Below are 19,025 nucleotides of genomic sequence, written 5' to 3' on the forward strand. Positions count from 1 at the left end.
GACATTGGACTCACTATTGGGTACCACGTTCTTTCTTGTTTCAACTCGTTGGAGAGAAGGACTGAACTTACTGCTGGTTAGATGTGCGGGATCATAACTAGTTTATTTTTCAAACACATCGATAGAACTTTCTGCAAACTTCTTATATAATGGGGAAAATACTGAATAAGGAGGGTTCCTAGTGCCCATTACGATTCCTAGGCAATTGCCAGCACACGGCATTTTAGAAAAAGAAAATGTCTTTATTATGGATACCGTTCGAGCCACCACCCAAGATATTCGACCATTAAACATTGTGATCGTGAATTTAATGCCCGAAAAAGAACGTACAGAAACCCAACTGTTGCGGCTATTAGGAAATTCCCCCTTGCAGGTGCTAGTAACATTCCTGCGTACAGCAACACACGATTCGAAAACAGTGAGTAAATCACATCTCAATCAGTTTTACCAAACGTTTCACGCTATTAAACATAAACGGTTTGATGGAATGATTATTACCGGCGCTCCTGTGGAATTAATGTCATTTGAAGAAGTAAATTATTGGGAAGAACTGAAACTGATTATGGAGTGGTCAAAAACGCATGTTACATCCGTTATGCATATTTGCTGGGCAGCTCAAGCCGCGTTGTATCATCACTACGGCATTGGAAAATTTACGCTCCCTACCAAATGCACAGGCGTTTTCCCTCATTCCGTGTCCCATTCTACGGTAGAACTCATCCGTGGATTTGATGATGAATTTTTAGCACCGCATTCTCGTTACACAGGAACCTCACTTGCAGCCATTCAAGCAGATGACCGTTTAATGGTGCTTGCGGCAACAAATAACGACGACCCATTTATCGTCATATCAAAGGACGAAAAACATATTATGATCACTGGGCACTTTGAATATGATCATGACACGCTTGCTAAAGAATACCAGCGGGATAAGAAAAAAGGATTGGATCCAGTCATACCGAAAAATTATTTCCCGAATGATGACACGAAGAAAACGCCGCTTAATCGTTGGCGCTCTCATGCACATCTCTTATTTTCGAACTGGTTAAACTACTATGTATATCAAGAAACCCCGTATGAATGGAAGTAAATCCAATCATTATAAAGTGAAACTTCAATCAGTGGGGGGCATTCATCCCCTACAGCTTGTTAGTAGCCTAGGAGTATGATCTACGAAACAGGGCATTTTGCTGTTATCTCCCACTTAGACTTGTTTGCAGAAGATGATCCTACTCCTATGAAGTGAGAGTCTTATAGCACCTTATATACGGGGTAAATTTCTTATTATCCCACACGAATTGTTATTACCATAGGAAGAAAGTCTAAAGACATTTGAATAGAATGGACATTTGACTGGAAGTTAAACCCACGTTTTTTGCCGGGCTTAGCTCGTAGCAGGGTAGGTGCTACTGCTAGTGTACATGCGAGGGAAACAAAAACCGCGCAAGCCGAACAGAAAGTTACTGTACAGCTTGCGCTTTTCAAGTACCATATTTTTACAGAGATAGTCCGCATGCTGCTACATTTATGCTAATATCCATAATATGAAGAATAAGGTGGATAGCCCGGATATAATGGAGGGGCGAATGCATTAACTAGGGTGCCGGCCAACAAACCGCCTGCTAATCCCCCAACAAATGGACCTACACCAAATCCCGGGAAAAATCCTGGACCTGCAAAACCATATCCTGGCCCGAAAAATGGCCTCGGTCCAAAAAAGGGTCTTGGACCGAAGAAGGGTCTTCCAAAACCAATTGGGCGCCGCAACCATTCCTGGTCATCATATTGTGGATCGATTGCATACGTTGTAGGATACGCTTGGTATTCTGGAAATTCATGCTCTTGTTCGTTACTTGTTTGAGTGGGTACATCCCATTCGTAGCTCATTTGTAATTCCCTCATTTCAAAAGTTTTTGCTCTACGTTAGGATATGAGAGGAACTGGGTGTTTGTGCTAGGAATGGATAGCTTTTTGTAATTAGATAAGCAGAGGCAGACAAACGTTCCTTGTAACAAATATGAGGAATAACGTTATTCTAGTACAATTGGTATTACGTAATTAAGTATGACATTATGTAAAAAATGGCGCGCAGCGGCTTTTTACTATACTTGTATGTTTATTATGGTCGGTTTTAATGACACACCTTTGCTATTCCTTTTTGATTACGCCACACTATTGTAATAAATGATGGAGCATTCGTTCTTTGTTTTCAAAAAACTGCTCCATAACCTTGTAATGGCTCGTTTGCTCCAATACCGTTTCCTGCATCCCCTCTTCGGTCAGTTCCAGAATATAAGCATTAGGATAAGCCATAAGTATCGGCGAGTGTGTAGAAATAACGAATTGTGAGCCTTCCTCTACAAGATCGTGAATACGTCGCAGCATGGACAGCTGCCGTAACGGTGACAAAGCAGATTCAGGCTCATCTAATATGTACAACCCATGCCCTTGAAAGCGGTGCATAAACGCTGCAAAGAACGCTTCTCCGTGAGACTGCTTATGTAGCGACGTTCCTCCATAAGAATCAATAATTTTACGTCCAATGGAACCAGCAGCATCCAATTCCTCGATGTTGGTAGCCACATTATAGAAAGATTCTGCACGAAAGAAAAAGTGATCCTTGGGTTGATTCGTCCCCCTCGCAATCCGTACATATTGATCTAATGGCGAATGGGAATCATAGCTGGAAAAATTAAAATTCCTCGTTCCGCCTTCTGGGTTGAATCCTAAACCAATAGCAATCGCTTCCAATAACGTAGATTTCCCCATTCCGTTTTCCCCGATTATATAAGTCACATTCGGATGAAAGGCAATTCCAGTAAAGTTCTTCATAATCGGTAAATCAAACGGAAAATGATCGGCAGCTGGCAAGCGATCTTCTTTTAAATAAACCGTTTTTAAAAACGCTGTATCCGACGTTAATTTTGTCACCAAGCTCACCTCAAAAAGGATAGTTGTTCTTATTTTAGCATGTAACCGTTTATTCGAATAGGTGCGTCTGTTATAGATTTTTTCTAAGATCCTGAGTTGATATTTTATTAGGACAGATAAGCTTAACGTTACGATAATGCCCGTTTTTTAATCAGCCTCGCAATTTGCTTGTGGATTCTCGACTATATTGGTCGAATTTCTCGCTGCAGCGGGCGACTTTCTCGCTATAATGGGCGACTTTATATCTGCAATGAGCTATTTACGCACTGGTATTGCACCTATATAGTAGACAATTTCAGAGAAACGCTAAGGTCTTACATGCTCGTTATTTCCTACAAAGCTTGAGATTAAAAGCCGTTTTCTTTACTTAAATTGATGTGCTGCTAACATTGTGGCAATTTGGTCCTCTATTTTAATAATACCTTCGTCCGAGCCAATATAGTTATTGATGATAATTGAAAAAATGAGCGGCTCCTGATTCTGTGTTGTAACGTATCCAGATAATGTCGACACGCCTGTTAAGGAACCTGTCTTTGCGATTACATTTCCTTTTGCAGGTTTTTCCTTCATCCGATCTCGTAATGTTCCACCAACTAATCTCTCTGGCTCGCCAGCTACTGGTAAGGATTTTTGAAACACAGGAAACCAGTCTTGTTTTTGTGCTTGATATAATACTTGCAAAAGTTCTTCAGAAGGAATCATATTTTTATGTGACATACCAGAACCATCCCGTAGCAGCATCGTGTCTATATCTGCATCAAGATCGTCCATTACCTGTTCGATAACCTTAATCCCTTTACCCCAGCTTCCTTCACCATGGACTACTTTCCCCATTTCTTTCGTCAGCACTTCGCCATGTCCATTGTTGCTTAGCTTCATAAAAGGAATGAGTAAATCCTTTAATGGCATCGATTTTTTGGATGTTAACATTCGTGCTTTCGCTGGAGTTTTTCCAAATAAAGCTTTTGATTTGCCAATAAAAGCAATACCTTCCTCCTGTAACGTTTGCTGAAATACATTTAATACATATCCTGTTGGCTCCCAAACGGAGACCCACGATCTAACTTTAGCCGCCTTTTCGGGCATCGTTCCTTCTACTATAATCCTATTTGTACCGTGCTCTCGCTCGATGGAAATATCTTTCGTACCATCTGCAGCTACGATTTGTGTATGATTAACGATTTCCACATAGTCTGTTTCTGGAGTGACCTGTACAACCGCCTTTCTCTTTTTTGTGGTTTGCGGTAAAACTTCAACAATTACTGTTCCTGCATCGTAATCGTCATTTGGAGAAAGCGTTAAAGCAGAAACTTGAGCTCCTGTATAAAATGGCTCATCGGACCAATTTAAATCCTGAGAAAGTCTGACATCATCATACCATGTGTCATCCGCAATCAAATCTCCTTTAACTTTAAGGATACCTTGATTCTTTAGTTCTTTTGCCATCTGCCGCAAATCACTTTTTAATAAAGTTGGGTCTCCGTTTCCTTTTAAATATAAATTTCCATGCAGCATTTTTCCTTTCACTTTTCCATCAGTTCGTACTTCTGTTGCAAATTGATAATTTTCTCCCAGTGTTTCTAAAGCGGCTGCTGCTGTCAGTATTTTCATATTTGAAGCAGGATGCAGGCGGCTTCCCCCGTTTTGAGAAAATAATATGTCACCTGTTTTTGCATGCATCACACTTACAGCTGCTGTTGCGCCGTTTAGTTGTTCGTTTGTCAGAATATCGGTAAGCTTCTCTTCAAGGGAAGCTGCATCTGCCTCCGTTTCATCTGTTGCATTAGACACTTTCGTAAACAGAAGCTCTCCTTGACTTGCAATTGGAATGATAGCTAAAGCAATGATTATAATGATAAATAGACCAACTTTTTTGTACGATCTCCAGACCATAAAAATTCGCCTCCTTTACTAAATTATTTTCGCTTTGCGATAAAGTGAATCTTCAATCAGTGGCTGGTTTTCATTCATCCACCACTGATGGTTAGGTGAACAAATCGGGCATTTAGGTGCTGTTAACTCCCACTTAGTCTTGTTACAGTACAGATAAGCGGGAGTCTTACAGCACCTTATGCGCAAGATAAATGTATGCTGAAAAACAAAAATTTGCATCTAACGTAAAATGTGTTTAAAAAAATGGACACCGCATATATCACCACTTAGGTTGTCCTATCGTTTTGTTCGGCTATACCTAGTGTATGTGTCATAAACGATTGTTATGACTACCATGTTTAACATGCACTTTTGCTGGGAACGGTTGTATAAAAATAGTTTTTTGTTAGTAGAAAGCAATTTTAATTTGAAAAGGAGTTTTATCATGAAGCAAATTCTATTTATTCAAGCTGGTACAGGCATTGATGTTCATGGACAAGATATTACAAAAGCAGCTGTTCGGGCAGTGGAAAACGCTATTTGGTTTAACTCCATGCCAGGAATTGAGCATAGCCTTCCTGACCAAAAACTAGAAAATATGAAAGTAAACGTTAGATTAGCCGTTCCTTTAGACCGTAAATTGCTTGATACGGAGAAAGTAAAAGATGCTGTTCCTTATGGGTCGGTTACTGTTGATGTGACAGACGGTGGCATGGCAACTTCAAGTGGAGTTATCTTGGAAGATAAAGATGACGAAAATGACTTAATGTATATGGTAAATGCTGCTGTTGAAGTGGGCTACTAATAATAAAATTGAGGCGGCTGGAGAAAATAATTTTAGCCAAGAACAAAGGCTCGGGGCGCCCGTTTAGCAACGTAGCGAATGGAACGAATCAACTAAAGATTTAGGAATCATGCCACTAAAACAGGGGTATGCCGACGTCTGGGCGGCAAGCCCGTTTTTAGTCGGCCTTCCTCTATTAACGAACCGATGATGGCTTATCGTAGGGCGCATTTCTAAAGTCGCCTCGTTGCTGGGCTCATGCGCCGGACGTGGCTATTCGGTTATTTCTTTATCCCCAAGCACCTCATTTTATAATTTCTTATCTTTTAGAAAAATCCGAACTTTAATTGAAAATTCTTCTAATCATAATTCAAATTAGTTCAGATTTTTCCTATTTATATGTTTGCACAGAGCTTAATCATCGTTTTTAAAGTTAGCATTTCGTTATGTCCCAGGACTTTTCTTAGCACGTACATGCTTTCCCTCACAAATAAACCCCGATGATTTCACATCGGGGTTTATTATTAATTCGCATTTCTGCGTCTGGAAATCAGTAAAAATCCACCAAGGATAAATAATGAAATACCTAAGATCATCATGTAACGCAGCCATTCTTCACCAGTTTGAGGAAGTTTTTCTCCTGCTTGCTGTCCAGCTTGATCTGGCTGCTCTTTACTATTTTCAGGATCTTTTTGAGTCGGTTGACTATTATCATTTCCAGAACCTGATACTGGGGCCTTTTGAATGATACTATTTTCAACTGTCAATTCAAGAGTTTTCCCTTGGCTAAAGTCAATCGTAAACGATATCGGCGTTTCATCTAGTTGATAGCCCTTTGGCGCTTGCGTTTCTACGAACTGATACTTGCCTGGCTTCAAGTTTTCTACAACAATCTTGCCTTCCGCATTCGTTGTTAGACCTTCTTGAAGGACTTTTCCGTCAGCACCTTGCAGTTCAAATACCGCCCCTTCAAGTGTCTTATCCTGGTTGTCTTCGTCAACTTTCACTAACATAACTGAACCTGGGATAAGCTCATTCGTTGCCTGAACCGATACTACTTCGACATCTGCTTCTGTTTTGCTTTTATCAATCGTAAACGTTATTGGCGTTTCATCTAATTGGTAGTGCGTTGGTGCTTTTGTCTCAACAAACTGATACTTGCCTGGTTTCAAGTTTTCTACAACGATTTTCCCGTCTTTATTCGTTGTTAAGCCTTCTTGAAGCATTTTCCCGGTTTCGTCTTGTAACGCAAACTCTGCTTCTGCCAATGGTGCATTGTCATTATCTTTATCAACCTTCGTAAGTTCTACTTTGCCAGTAATTAATTTATTTGTTGCAGTCACGCTTAATATCTCTTTCTGATCCTTTTCAATCTCGAATGTGATTGGCTTAGCATCTAATTGATAATATGCGGGTGCTTGCATTTCTACGAATTGATACTTGCCTGGCTTCAAGTCTTCTACAACGATTTTACCGTCTTTATTCGTTGTTAAGCCTTCTTGTAGAGTTTTGCCTGCTTCATCTTGTAGTTCAAATGCCGCCCCTTCAAGTGTCTTATCCTGGTTGTCTTCGTCAACTTTTACTAACATAACTGATCCTGGGATAAGCTCATTTGTTGCCTGAACCGAAACTACTTCCACATCTGCTTCCGTTTTGCTTTTATCGATCGTAAACGGTATTGGCGTTTCATCTAGTTGATAACCCTTTGGCGCTTGCGTTTCTACAAACTGGTACTTGCCTGGCTTCAAGTCTTCTACAACGATTTTACCATCCTTATCCGTTGTTAAGCCTTCTTGTAGCATTTTTCCTGCTTCGTTTTGCAATTCAAATACGGCTCCATCAATAATTTGCTTCTTGTTATCTTTATCAACCTTCGTAAGTTCCACTTTGCCAGTAATTAATTTATTTGTTGCAGTCACACTTACTATTTTTTTCTGGCTCTTTTCAATCTCGAATGTGATTGGCTCAGTACCTAGCTTGTAATAATCTGGTGCTTGCGTTTCTACAAACTGATACTTACCTGGTCGTAAGTCTTCTATAACGATTTTGCCTTCCACATTCGTTGTTAGACCTTCTTGAAGGACTTTTCCGTCTGCATCTTGCAGTTCAAATACCGCTCCTGCTAGTTTCGTACCCTGGTTATCTTCGTCGACTTTTTCTAGCTCCACTGATCCTGGGATAAGCTCATTCGTTGCCTGAACCGATACTACTTCCACATCTGCTTCTGTTTTACTTTTATCAATCGTAAACGGTATTGGCGTTTCATCTAGTTGGTAGTGCGCTGGTGCTTTTGTCTCGACAAACTGATACTTACCTGGCTTTAAGTCTTCTACAACAATTTTTCCGTCTTTATTCGTTGTTAAGCTTTCTTGCAAGTTGTTTCCTGCTTCATCCTGCAATTCAAATTTAGCACCTTCTAGCTTTAACGCTTTGTTATCCTTATCTACCTTTGTCAACTCGGCTTTGCCTCGAATTAGTTCATTAATTGCTGTTACCATTACTGTACTTGGATCGCCAGATTTTACAGTAAACGGAATTGGTTCCTCGTTGAGTTGATAATATGCTGGTGCTTTTGTTTCGATAAATTGGTATTTGCCTGGTTCCAAATTAGGAACTAAAATCTTGCCATTTTCATCTGTTCGTAGCAATGGATAAACAACCGTTCCATCTTCTCGTTCTAATCGAAACTCAGCATCTTTTAAGGACTGATTCTCGTCTTCTTTGGCAAGCTTCGTTAATTCCGCAGAACCGAGCTTTATATTTTTTGCTGTTAATGTAAGAATTTCTGTTTGCTTTTCGCCGATCGTAAATGGAATTGGTTCTGTATTAAGCTGATAACCATTCGGTGCTTTTGTTTCCACAAATCGATATTTACCAGGATCTAAATTAGCTTTATAAATCATTCCAGCTACATCTGTTGTTAGGTAATCCACCACTTTATAGGAATCACCAGTTTTTTTCTCTAGTACAAACGTTGCTCCAGCTAAAATATCTCCAGTTTCTTGGTCAATCTTCTGCAATTGGACGTCTCGAATGATCTTAGAGTTAGTTACAGTGACCTGATTTCCTATTTTCTCTTCACTATTCTCTTCGTATGGTTTATCGATAGAAATGGCATGCTGTTTCGTATCGATGAGATAACCGTCTGGTGCGCTTTCTTCAAGTAATGTGTACGTGCCATAAAGCAATCGATCGAAGACAATCTTACCATCTTCATTTGTTGTTTTCGTACCAATCGTAATACCACTTTCCGGATCTTTAAGGGTAAAAGTAGCTTCCGAAAGCGGATTACCACTATTGCGATCCGTTTTATAAACAGTGAGTCTACCGATTTCACCTTTTCCTTCGCCCATACCAGCGGTTCTCTTTACTGATACCGAACTCTGAGACTTATTGATTACCTCCTCAATGTTTTCGCCATTAATGGAAATCTCGTTATTTACAGTCTCTCCTGGCTTTGCAAGAATTAAGGACTGGTATTCTAAAATGTACGGCTCATTAATTTCTTCTTTAAACTTCAGTGTAAAAGTATCAGGGTTTTGCTGTAGATCTAAGGTGTAATCCTTATTCAGCTCTAATAGTTCTCCTTTAGAAACTTCACCTGCTTCATCGATAGATGTTGCATATAAACGGAAAGAATCTTCCAATAGTGCCTGATTACTACTTGGATTGTCAACGATCGTAGCATTACTAACTTGGGACTGAGCAAAGTTTATATGAACCTGCCAATCAATAGCCTTACCATTTTGACTTCCTGACTTTGTTGTATACTTGCCGCCATGCGGAATAGATACAGAAGCATCTAAGTCGGTTTCTTTCTGGTCTCCATTATAGAGTGTCGCTGTATTATTGTAGTTAGCTGCAACTAGATCGAGATTTTCCAGACTAGTTTTATATTCAATTAAATACGGTTCATTAATCTCTTTTTCAAAATTGATTTGAAAGCCTGGCTTGCCTTGTTCATTTTGAATAAATTTTATGGAGTAATCTTCTCCTGGTATTGCTTCTCTTAACTTTGTGCCATTTTCTTTGCCTGTGAGTTCCATCAAGTATACCGTAATCGAATTACGTATTAGCTGCTGATTGCCTTGAATATAATCTTTCACAGCTGCATTTTGTAACGTTTTTAAATTGTAATTAACACCTATATTCCATGTAATCTCTTTTATTACTGCGTTATAGGAACCATGTTTAAACCCGTTATGCTGTGTATACTCATCCGGTGTAAATGTAGCATCAGCTTCTTTTTCCCTATTGTTTCCATCTTCATCTGTCCAAGTCAGATGTGCATGGTTAATAAAATGCTTATCCTTATCTTCGCGTTGATCATAGTCAAATTCTGTCATATAACTTATCGTATGCGGTTCAGTTATTGTTTTTTTAAATTCAATTACAAATTCATCCGCTTCATTTTTAACCAGTTTATAATCTGTTCCTTTTTCCATACCTGAAATTTTAATCGTTTCCGGTAAAAGTGTAAGACCTTTATTGGTGAAGGTGTCTTTCAGGACTACATGATTCATCTTATGTTTATCGTGGTTAAAACTAATCATCCATTCAATCGTTTTATCCTTATAGTTTGGTTTCCCATGGTTCTTGAATAAGATCACCTGACCGATATTTTCTTTTCCTGTGGCGCTATGGTCACCAGCATCAACCTTATTCGTAATCTCTTGCTCGTCAAACACTCGTTCCGAAGCCTTCGTTTTATACACCATTTTGTAAGCGGAAGAAATATCTTCGGTAAACTGTAAATGAAAGCCGTTTTGATCGCCTTGTTGTTTAGGGTCGACTGTATAATTAGTAACGACTTCTCCTTCGCCTACTTCATGACCATTTTCATCCAGCGTAATTTTTTTCACGACAAACGAGTCTTCAATCAGATCTTGACTTCCATTAAAAAAGTCCTTTAATAACGCATCTTTTTGGGCGATGTTTTTCTCATTGTAGTTATAACGGATTTCCCAAGTGATAATTTGGTTTTCACGGTCATAATGTGTAGCCTTTTTCTTCAAAGGCTTACCTCTGCCAACTGTTACAGTAGCTTCAGCAGTTTTATCCTGCATTCCCTCACCTGTTAACGTTACGTTATTTTTGAATACAGCTTGTTCTGCATCTGTAATATCTGTTTCATATACGAGTCGGAAAGCTGAATGGATATCTTCGCTAAAATGGATCGTAAAATCTTCCCCGTCCTCCGTCTTACCTACTGTATATGAATTAGGGTCAACTTCCTCGCCTTGTGTCACTTCACCACTTAATTTTGTCTGCAAATGATACAGCTTAATGGAGCCTTCTTTGAGCGCTTGCCCTTTTTGAATCGGATCGTTTATGGTAGCGTTTCTTATCGTGTCTAACGTTTTATTAAAGTCAACTGTCCATTCAATTTCTTCGGCATTGTAAGTACGATTTGGAATACCTTGCTTCTCTACCGCCGGGCCCGCTGGATTAAAATCTATGGGAATAGTGATCGAGTCTTTCCCTTCAATTGGGGTTATAATAACTTCCTTCTCTTCGTTAATAATAATTTCCTCGCTTAATTGCGTTAAAATCTCGAAGTTTCCATTGATATTAGAATATCCTTCAATGAACTTGGTAAATTCAATCGTTGCTGTTCCATCTTTGGTTACAGATAAATAGCCGATCGTTTCTCCATTAAACTTCATTTCCAAACGATCAATTTCATTATAAATGTCTAACTCTGGCGGTACCTGAAATGTAAAGGTGTCGCCCTCTTTATATTTATGCCCATTTGGTAATTCCCACCAATATTTTATAGCAATGATCGAACCCAAGCCTGGTTTGTCTATGGATTCTCCTTCGCTATTTTCATAGATAACTTCAGCACGAGTTAAAATATTTTCTTTAATCGCTTTTAACGGATCAATTTCTTCCGTTTTTTGTGCCGCTTTTTCAAGCTGTTCTCCCTCAGCAGGTTTTGCAACTGCTTCTTCAGAATTTGCATTTTCAGCATGGTTTACTTCCTCTTTTGGGTCTTCGGCAATTTCTTCCGCATCCGTTGATCCCACATCTTCTTGCTCTGATGCAGTTTCATCTTGCTCTGGTGTAGTTTCATCAGCCTTCTCTTCTTGATCCTTATCTTCTGCACTTGGAGCTATTTCTGCTGTAAACGACCCGCTCGCTTCTGGAAATTGCCTTATTCCTTCGTTAAAGCGAATCGTTAGGGTGTTGTCTGTATTTACAATATAAGTACCCACTTCACCTTCTTCGACCAATAACTTACCTGTCTGTTTCTTATCCATTTCAATAACAGCAGGGAGCTGTTGGGTATAATCTTTGTCAGGTTCAACTGTTATCCCTTTAATAGACCAGCTTACCTTTACATGTGTTGCTTTTTGTTTATCTTCTTGCTGAATGGATCCGCCTAATTCATTAACCAGCTCCATATTCTTTACAATTTCATCTGTAGTTGAGCCTTGAGCTTTAACTTGCATAGGAAATGCTAGACTACTAGAAATTGTTTGCATTAGAAGGAAAATAATAAAAAGCACACTTAACTGCTTCTTCAATGTGCTACCCCTTTCCATATAGGTGTTAGTATCTTTTAGAGGAATAGTAGAGCCCTTTACATAGAATGTTAAAAAGCATGGAAAACCTTGTAGTTCACATGGTGCTTTCCTTATATATTTCCTCTTAAAACAAGATCATCTTGATACCAATAACGGTAAAAAGAATTCGATGATATTTAGATTCTTTTATCTGTTCTACAATAGCGAATAGTTCATTAATAAATCGTTTTTCAATTCATTAAGATCAAAACTTTCATACGAAATGATGTGTTGTTGTGTGAAACGTATGGTATTTGACAAGCAAAAAAGGAGTGAAATTTTTACAGCTTTTGTACGTGTTGAATAATAAACTAGTTCATACACACAAAAATATTCCCTTGAAGCTGAACATACAGAAGTCTTAAATCTATTGATCAACTAAGAGATATACGATCTTACATCTACAATTGGCAATTCGCTGAAATGTATATAAGCCTTCACTACACGTTGATAACAAATGCCAATTAGTTTGATTTCCTATTTTTTGCTCATCCCCCCTTATTCGATCGTTTTTCTTCTACGTTCATTGAATTTACTGAAGCTCTTTTGGCTATTGTTTTCTATTTCTCATTGATCATCTGCAGAGAGTCACTTCAGTACGATAAAGTGAAGCTTCAATCAGTGGGGGCTTCCATCCCACACGGATTGTTAGTACCACAAGGATATGTCCTAAAAATCTCATTACGAAACGGAGATTTTAGGTGTTCTTATCTCCCACTTAGTCTGTTGTAGTATGGTTTCTCCAACTCTTCCAGTAGGAGTCTTACAGCACCTTATCTATGGGATAAACACAAACTGCGCACATATTTCCGATGATAGTCTTACCGATGCTGTTAACGCCCCTTTTAAAGACAGCAAACATTACATACGCAGAATGAGTTTTTCTACCATAACTTTGCGTCTAGATTATACTAAATACAACTTTACAAAAACTATACAAAACAGAATCTATGGACTTCTGTTTAGACACCAATCCAGTCTTCGCATATGAACAAAGGCGTAAGCGCCCGTTTAGCAACGTAGTGAATGGAACGAATCAACTAAAGATAAAGTGAACCTTCAATCAGCGGGGGGTTCTTCCATCCCCGCTGATTGTTAGTACCACCAGGGTATGACCTAAAGGCCCTTGAACGAATCGGGGATTTAGGTGCTGTTACCTCCCACTTCAACTTGTTTAGCTCACCGCTTCCATTCTTGAAGTGGGAGTCTACAGCACCTTATATCCGGGATAAAGGAATCATGCCACTAAAACAGGGATATGCCGACGACTGGGCGACAAGACCGTTTTTAGTCGGCCTTCCTCTTAGAGACGAACCGATGACGACTTATCGTAGGGGCGATTTCGTGAAGTCGCATCGTTGCTGGGCTCATGCGCCGGACGTGACTATTCGGTTATTTCGTTATCCTCAAGCACCTCATTTTATACTTCTCTATACAAGCACGTAAAAAAAGCTCCGCTGTTAACGGAGCTTTTCTTTCCATAGTTTTATCAACACAGTTAAGAGGAAGTCCATGTACCACCATTAATGTGAATCGCTTGCCCCGTCATATAAGAAGCTTCATCTGACGCTAGCATTACATACGGCCATGCGTGTTCAGATGGCTGACCAGGTCGATTCATCAGCGTATCTTGACCAAAGTTTTCTACGCCATTTTCATCAAAAGATGCTGGTATGAGTGGTGTCCAAACGGGACCAGGAGCTACCGAGTTTGCACGAATGCCTTTTTTGGCCAAGCTTTGGGCAATACTGCGGGTGAATGCAGTAATCGCTCCTTTCGTGGCAGAGTAATCCATTAATATCGGATTTCCTCTATACGCATTAATGGATGACGTATTAATAATCGAATCCCCAGAGTTCATATGACGGACAGCTGCTTTGGTTAAATAGAATTGCGAGAAGAAGTTAACTCGAAATACATCCTCCAGTTGTTCATCGGATATATCTAATACGTCCTCGCGTATAAATTGAATGGCAGCATTGTTAACTAAAATATTAATTTTTCCAAATGCTTCTACCGTCTTTTCCACGAGATCCTGGCAATGGGCAGCACTCTTAATATCCCCAGGAAGCAGAATACATTTTCCTCCTTCAGCTTCAACGAATTCTTTTGTTTTTTCAGCATCTGCATGCTCATCAAGGTAGGAGATAGCTACATGAGCTCCTTCTTTTGCATACAAAATAGCTACTGCACGACCGATGCCGCTATCTCCTCCAGTTATTAATGCCACCTTGCCTGCTAATTTCTCGGAACCTTTATAATCTAGCGGCTGGTGCGGTAATGGATTCATTTCGGATTCAAATCCTGGCTGCCGGTTTTGGTGTTGACGTGGTGTGCTCCCTTTTTGCATATCTTCAGGTTTCATCATCTAATTACCTCCTCTATTCATAACACATAGTGTTCGATTCCACGATAAGCCATTAAACAAACATAATCTAAATCATTTTTCACCAATAGCGTAATGGAAATCTTTAAACATTGGGCTTTGGTTATCCTTAAGTGATTATTAGCACCCCAAGGGAATGACCTAAAGATCTCTGAACAGAATGACACACGTAATAGCAGTGGACCCTTCCACTTTTCCTCAAGTTTCTCTCACAGGAGGGATGTGGAGAACCTACTGCTAAAATACATACGGAATAAAGCTTATTTTTCTCATCCGGGTAAAAAATATACGTGTATACATAGCTTGCATTTTCGTTCGAAGGAAACAGTCTTGTATAGGTTTACAGCGAATTTTTTAGTACTATTTGATATAATAAAAATAGATGATGAAAAGGGAGAGAAGAACCATTACAACGATTTGTTTTATCCGTCACGGACAAACGAACTGGAATAAACAAGGCAAGCTACAAGGAAAAACAGATATCCCGCTGAATGATACTGGAAGAGAGCAAGCACATGCATGTGGAAAATATTTAAACGCTGATGATTATGATATCCTTATTTGTAGTCCTTTACTGCGTGCAAAAGAGACTGCCGAAATCATAAATCAGTACTTACAGCTGCCATTAATAGAAATGGATGATTTTAAAGAACGTTCATTTGGAGATGCAGAAGGTATGACGATGGAAGAGAGGGCACAGGCGTATCCAGATGGTCACTTTCCAAATCAGGAAGAAAGAATAGCGTTTCGTCAGCGCGTAATGGCTGGGGTAGAAAAAGTAAATCAAAATTATCCTCATCAACGTGTTTTGTTAGTTGCACACGGGGCTGCCATCAATGCTATACTAGCTGAAGTTTCCAATGGAGAGATCGGTTCAGGCAAAACATCCCTCATAAATGGATGCATTAGCAATATTCAATTGAAAAACGAAACTTGGCGGGTGGAAAATTATAACCAAGTAGAACATTTACAGTAAAACACGGGGCTGTGGTGGGAGGAGAAAAAATAAAGGGGTTGCTTTTAACCTAAAATGTCATTATTCTAAATTCTGACTGAATATAGGAAGGTGGTTTTTAATGATATTTCAACGAATGGATACGGTGTTCATTCATGATTTAGAAGCAGCTAAAAGTTGGTATACCGATATATTGGATCTACCGTACTATTTGATGATCTAAAAAATAATCTTATCGTATTAAAACTAGGAGAGACACCGCTTACTTTATTGAAAGCAGATACAACCTATGAAAGAAGTCGTCAGCCGCATTTTAACTTTTTCTCAGAAAATATAGCAGTAACACACAGCCAATTGCAAAATAAGGATGTTACGGTAAAAGCAATCGAAACATATGATAGTATGAGCTCTTTTGTTTATGATCTATTCGGTAACAAACTGGAAGTCTGTTCGTTTTAGCAACAAATAACCCACTCATATTAAACATTAGGGTATTATAGCTCCACCGTTAGACAAAAGTACAAATACCCAAGCAAGTATCGAAACTCCGATAAGATAGCTATTGCCGTTCTACGAATGGTAAGCTACTATAGATGACTAGGCGTTGGAGCTAGAGTTGGAAGTACTCGCCCACGCTTTTTTTGGTGTGTTTTAGTGGGCTCTTTTTTTACATAGCCGCAAGTACTTCCCTTTTAAAGATCGTTCAAAAAGTGTACTAAAGATGACACATCGACGTTGCTAGTTGACTCGGTTCTCCGTTCCTTGGAAAAGAGTACCCCCTGTTCCTACGTGAGAATGTTTTTCGAGGAGGGATTCACTAGTACCCATGTATCTATATGTTCTATGGAAGATGGGAGCTGCTACTAAAACTGCCCACGTCCTGTGACGGGCGTAAAAGCCAGTACATCTGTACAAGTACGCTACCGATACCGTCGCCACTTCATAACTTAGGCGCTCAAGACGTGCTAGTATCGGTTCCCGCACAGGATAAGAAAGCTACGACATTAATACTTCGCACGCAGAAATAGTGTTTTTCTTTTTCAAGGACGCAAAGATTAGCCGACCTCGGTTCTCTTTACCTCCTTTTTGATCACACTTTGTTGTTTTCACAATGGGTATATTTGGTATTTATTCTGTTAAATATTCATTTTCTAACAAGTAATTCATAACCTGTTGCGTTGCTTCTTCCACAGATAGTTTCTCCGTATCAATCGTTAATTCAGGAGCAATTGGTGCCTCGTAAGGTGCATCAACGCCAGTAAATCCCGCAATTTCACCAGCACGTGCTTTTTTATACAACCCCTTTGGATCACGTTCCTCACATGCTTCTAAACTACATTTCACGTAAATTTCAATAAATTCGTTACTTGGTAACAGCGCTCTTACCAGATTTCGATCTTCTCGATACGGCGAAATAAAGGCAGTTAATGTAAGAATCCCTGCATCGATAAATAGCTTCGATACTTCGCCAATTCTTCGTATGTTTTCTGTTCGATCCTCTGGAGAAAATCCAAGATTCTTATTCAACCCATGGCGGATATTATCGCCATCTAACCGATACGTGTAAATACCTAGTTGATAAAGCTTCCTTTCCAACTCTACGGTGAGAGTTGATTTTCCAGATCCGGATAACCCCGTAAACCAAAGTACTGCACTTTTATGCTTGTTTCGCTTTTGTCTAAATTCCTTTGTTACCATAGATTCATGCCAAGAAATATGCTTCGATTTACTCAAATTTTCCCCTCCTAAAACCACCAAAAGTATACAATAATTACAGTAATCAGCATAACCAGGATACTTAGTGGTGTCCCTATTTTTACATAGTCTTTAAATGTGTAGCCTCCAGGACCATAAACAATTAGGTTCGTTTGATAGCCGATTGGGGTAATAAAGCTGGCAGAAGCTGCAATCGTCGTTGTAACCGCAAAACCCATTGGATCTAAATCTAGTGTAGCTGCCATCTCGAAGGCAATCGGAACCATCAAAATAGCCGCTGCGCTGTTCGTAATAATTTCCGTGAATATATTGGTTACTATATAAATAAGGAACAATACGATAATTAAGTCCAGCGGCTCTCCTACAGCTAATATCCCATCAGCAATCCAAGATGCAAGACCTGACTTCATCGTCGCCATTCCAATACCAAATGAACAAGCAATAAGTAACAGGACATCAAAATGGATATATTTCTTTGCCTCTTCAATCGTGGTTACCTTCATTGCTAACATAACCACAACTACAATAGACATCGCCTTAAACATGCTTAGAATTCCGATTGTAATTAGTAAAATCATCGTTAAAAACAAGATGATCGTTATCCACCCTTTAAAGGCATTGCGATGAAACGTATGCGGACGATGAAACGGCGTTACGACATAAAAATCTTCGGATTGCTGATACTTTTCAATAAAATCCGCTCCCGCCAGTAATAGTAAGCTATCACCTGGCTTTAACAAGATATCACCTATCTTGGATTTAAGACGTTCGTTATTTCGATGAACTGCGATAACTCCAGCATCATATAAGGATCGAAACTTAGCTTGCTTAATTGATTTGTAAAGTAAAGAAGATTGATGCGATACCACAGCTTCTACAATGGTTGAGTTAGCCTTTTGTAAATCATCAACATCTACAGACTTTCCCATGCTAACTGTTAGCCCTTTCGTTGCTTGCAATCCAGCTAATGCCGTAATTAAACCAGTAAAAATAAGGCGATCTCCTGCTTGAATTCTAGTTGTCGAGCGAACCGGGAATACGCGTTCCTTATCACGAATAATTTCCAATAAATAGAGCCCCTTTAACTCTCTTAATCCAGCCTCTTTTACCGTCCGATTTACCCCTGAAAATGAATCTTCTACCATCAATTCTGCAATGTACTCCTTTGAACTCTCTCTTACTTGCTGTTGCAATCCTTTCTGGTCAGGTAAAAGATGTCTCCCTATAACAAGCAAATAAATGAGCCCAGCAACGGTAATCGGAATGCCGATAACTGCTAACTGAAAGATGGAAAACCCGTCATAGCCGTAATCCATTAGCATGCCATGGACAACGAGGTTGGTGGATGTCCCCATTAACGTAATGGTTCCGCCTAAAATGGTTGCATATGAAAGGGGGATTAAGAATTTAGATGGAGCAATTTGACGCTCCTCACACCAACTTTTAATCATTGGGGTGAACGTAACAACAATCGGCGTATTATTTAAAAAGGCAGAAAGTACAGATGTTGGTATAAGCACACGGATCATGGAACCAATTAAACTATTACTTTTATTTAGCCAGCCTTTCATAATATCTTCAATGATACCGCTTTTTTGAATCGCCCCTGCTATAACAAATAAAAGAGCAATGGTGAGCATCCCTTCATTTGAAAAACCAATAAGTGCATCCTCTGGTGTTAAAATACCTGTTATTAAAAAGATGGTTAACGCGGTAAACACAATGATGACTGGACGAGCAATGTCCATGATAAGCGCACCAATCATGAAACATATTACGATAGAAACAACGATCATTTCATTCGACATGCGA

11 protein-coding genes are annotated in these 19,025 nt (G+C 39.4%); 4 read left to right on the forward strand and 7 right to left on the reverse strand.

The genetic code is table 11. From position 1 onward, the window contains the following. The first annotated feature begins 181 nt into the window (after positions 1–181). Positions 182–1,090: a homoserine O-acetyltransferase MetA gene (metA, locus tag BKP57_RS10355; RefSeq protein ID WP_072741493.1), complete on the forward strand. Its 909-nt coding sequence runs from the start codon at positions 182–184 to the stop codon at positions 1,088–1,090. A gap of 440 nt (positions 1,091–1,530) precedes the next feature. Here the strand turns inward: metA and BKP57_RS22515 are convergent, their stop codons facing one another. From BKP57_RS22515 to dacB, 3 genes are all read right to left on the reverse strand, one after another. Beyond that, positions 1,531–1,887 carry a hypothetical protein gene (locus tag BKP57_RS22515; protein ID WP_198035040.1) on the reverse strand — a complete coding sequence of 119 codons (357 nt, stop codon included), beginning with the start codon at positions 1,885–1,887 and terminating at the stop codon, positions 1,531–1,533. A gap of 285 nt (positions 1,888–2,172) precedes the next feature. Next, positions 2,173–2,931, reverse strand: coding sequence for an AAA family ATPase (locus BKP57_RS10365; RefSeq protein ID WP_050350639.1), 759 nt, complete (start codon positions 2,929–2,931; stop codon positions 2,173–2,175). Positions 2,932–3,294: 363 nt separating this feature from the next. Beyond that, complete coding sequence (dacB, locus tag BKP57_RS10370; RefSeq protein WP_072741494.1) at positions 3,295–4,824, reverse strand: D-alanyl-D-alanine carboxypeptidase/D-alanyl-D-alanine endopeptidase; 1,530 nt, start codon at positions 4,822–4,824, stop codon at positions 3,295–3,297. A gap of 424 nt (positions 4,825–5,248) precedes the next feature. Between dacB and BKP57_RS10375 the strand changes: the two genes are divergently transcribed. Further along, complete coding sequence (locus BKP57_RS10375) at positions 5,249–5,608, forward strand: Lin0512 family protein (protein ID WP_050350637.1); 360 nt, start codon at positions 5,249–5,251, stop codon at positions 5,606–5,608. A gap of 503 nt (positions 5,609–6,111) precedes the next feature. On the opposite strand, the gene BKP57_RS10380 is transcribed toward BKP57_RS10375, so the two are convergent. Then, positions 6,112–12,117: an LPXTG cell wall anchor domain-containing protein gene (locus tag BKP57_RS10380; RefSeq protein WP_072741495.1), complete on the reverse strand. Its 6,006-nt coding sequence runs from the start codon at positions 12,115–12,117 to the stop codon at positions 6,112–6,114. A 1,537-nt stretch (positions 12,118–13,654) separates the two neighbouring features. Next, positions 13,655–14,521, reverse strand: coding sequence for an SDR family oxidoreductase (locus BKP57_RS10390; RefSeq protein WP_050351153.1), 867 nt, complete (start codon positions 14,519–14,521; stop codon positions 13,655–13,657). Between the two features lie 427 nt (positions 14,522–14,948). Here BKP57_RS10390 and BKP57_RS10395 point away from each other — a divergent pair, with 427 nt between their 5' ends. Next, the gene (locus BKP57_RS10395) at positions 14,949–15,518 is read left to right on the forward strand and encodes a histidine phosphatase family protein (RefSeq protein ID WP_050351152.1); all 570 of its coding nucleotides are present in this window, start codon (positions 14,949–14,951) and stop codon (positions 15,516–15,518) included. A gap of 156 nt (positions 15,519–15,674) precedes the next feature. Then, positions 15,675–15,956 carry a hypothetical protein gene (locus BKP57_RS10400; RefSeq protein ID WP_072741497.1) on the forward strand — a complete coding sequence of 94 codons (282 nt, stop codon included), beginning with the start codon at positions 15,675–15,677 and terminating at the stop codon, positions 15,954–15,956. Between the two features lie 669 nt (positions 15,957–16,625). Here the strand turns inward: BKP57_RS10400 and cysC are convergent. Together cysC and BKP57_RS10415 are read right to left on the reverse strand one after the other, a co-directional pair. Continuing rightward, a complete protein-coding gene (cysC, locus tag BKP57_RS10410; protein ID WP_050350634.1) occupies positions 16,626–17,231 on the reverse strand; it encodes an adenylyl-sulfate kinase in 606 nt (201 codons plus the stop codon). Between the two features lie 11 nt (positions 17,232–17,242). Beyond that, positions 17,243–19,021 carry an SLC13 family permease gene (locus BKP57_RS10415; protein ID WP_072741499.1) on the reverse strand — a complete coding sequence of 593 codons (1,779 nt, stop codon included), beginning with the start codon at positions 19,019–19,021 and terminating at the stop codon, positions 17,243–17,245. Positions 19,022–19,025 lie beyond the last annotated feature (4 nt).

The organism is Virgibacillus sp. 6R (genome assembly GCF_001895305.1).
Taxonomy (GTDB): Bacteria; Bacillota; Bacilli; order Bacillales; family Amphibacillaceae; genus Virgibacillus; species Virgibacillus pantothenticus.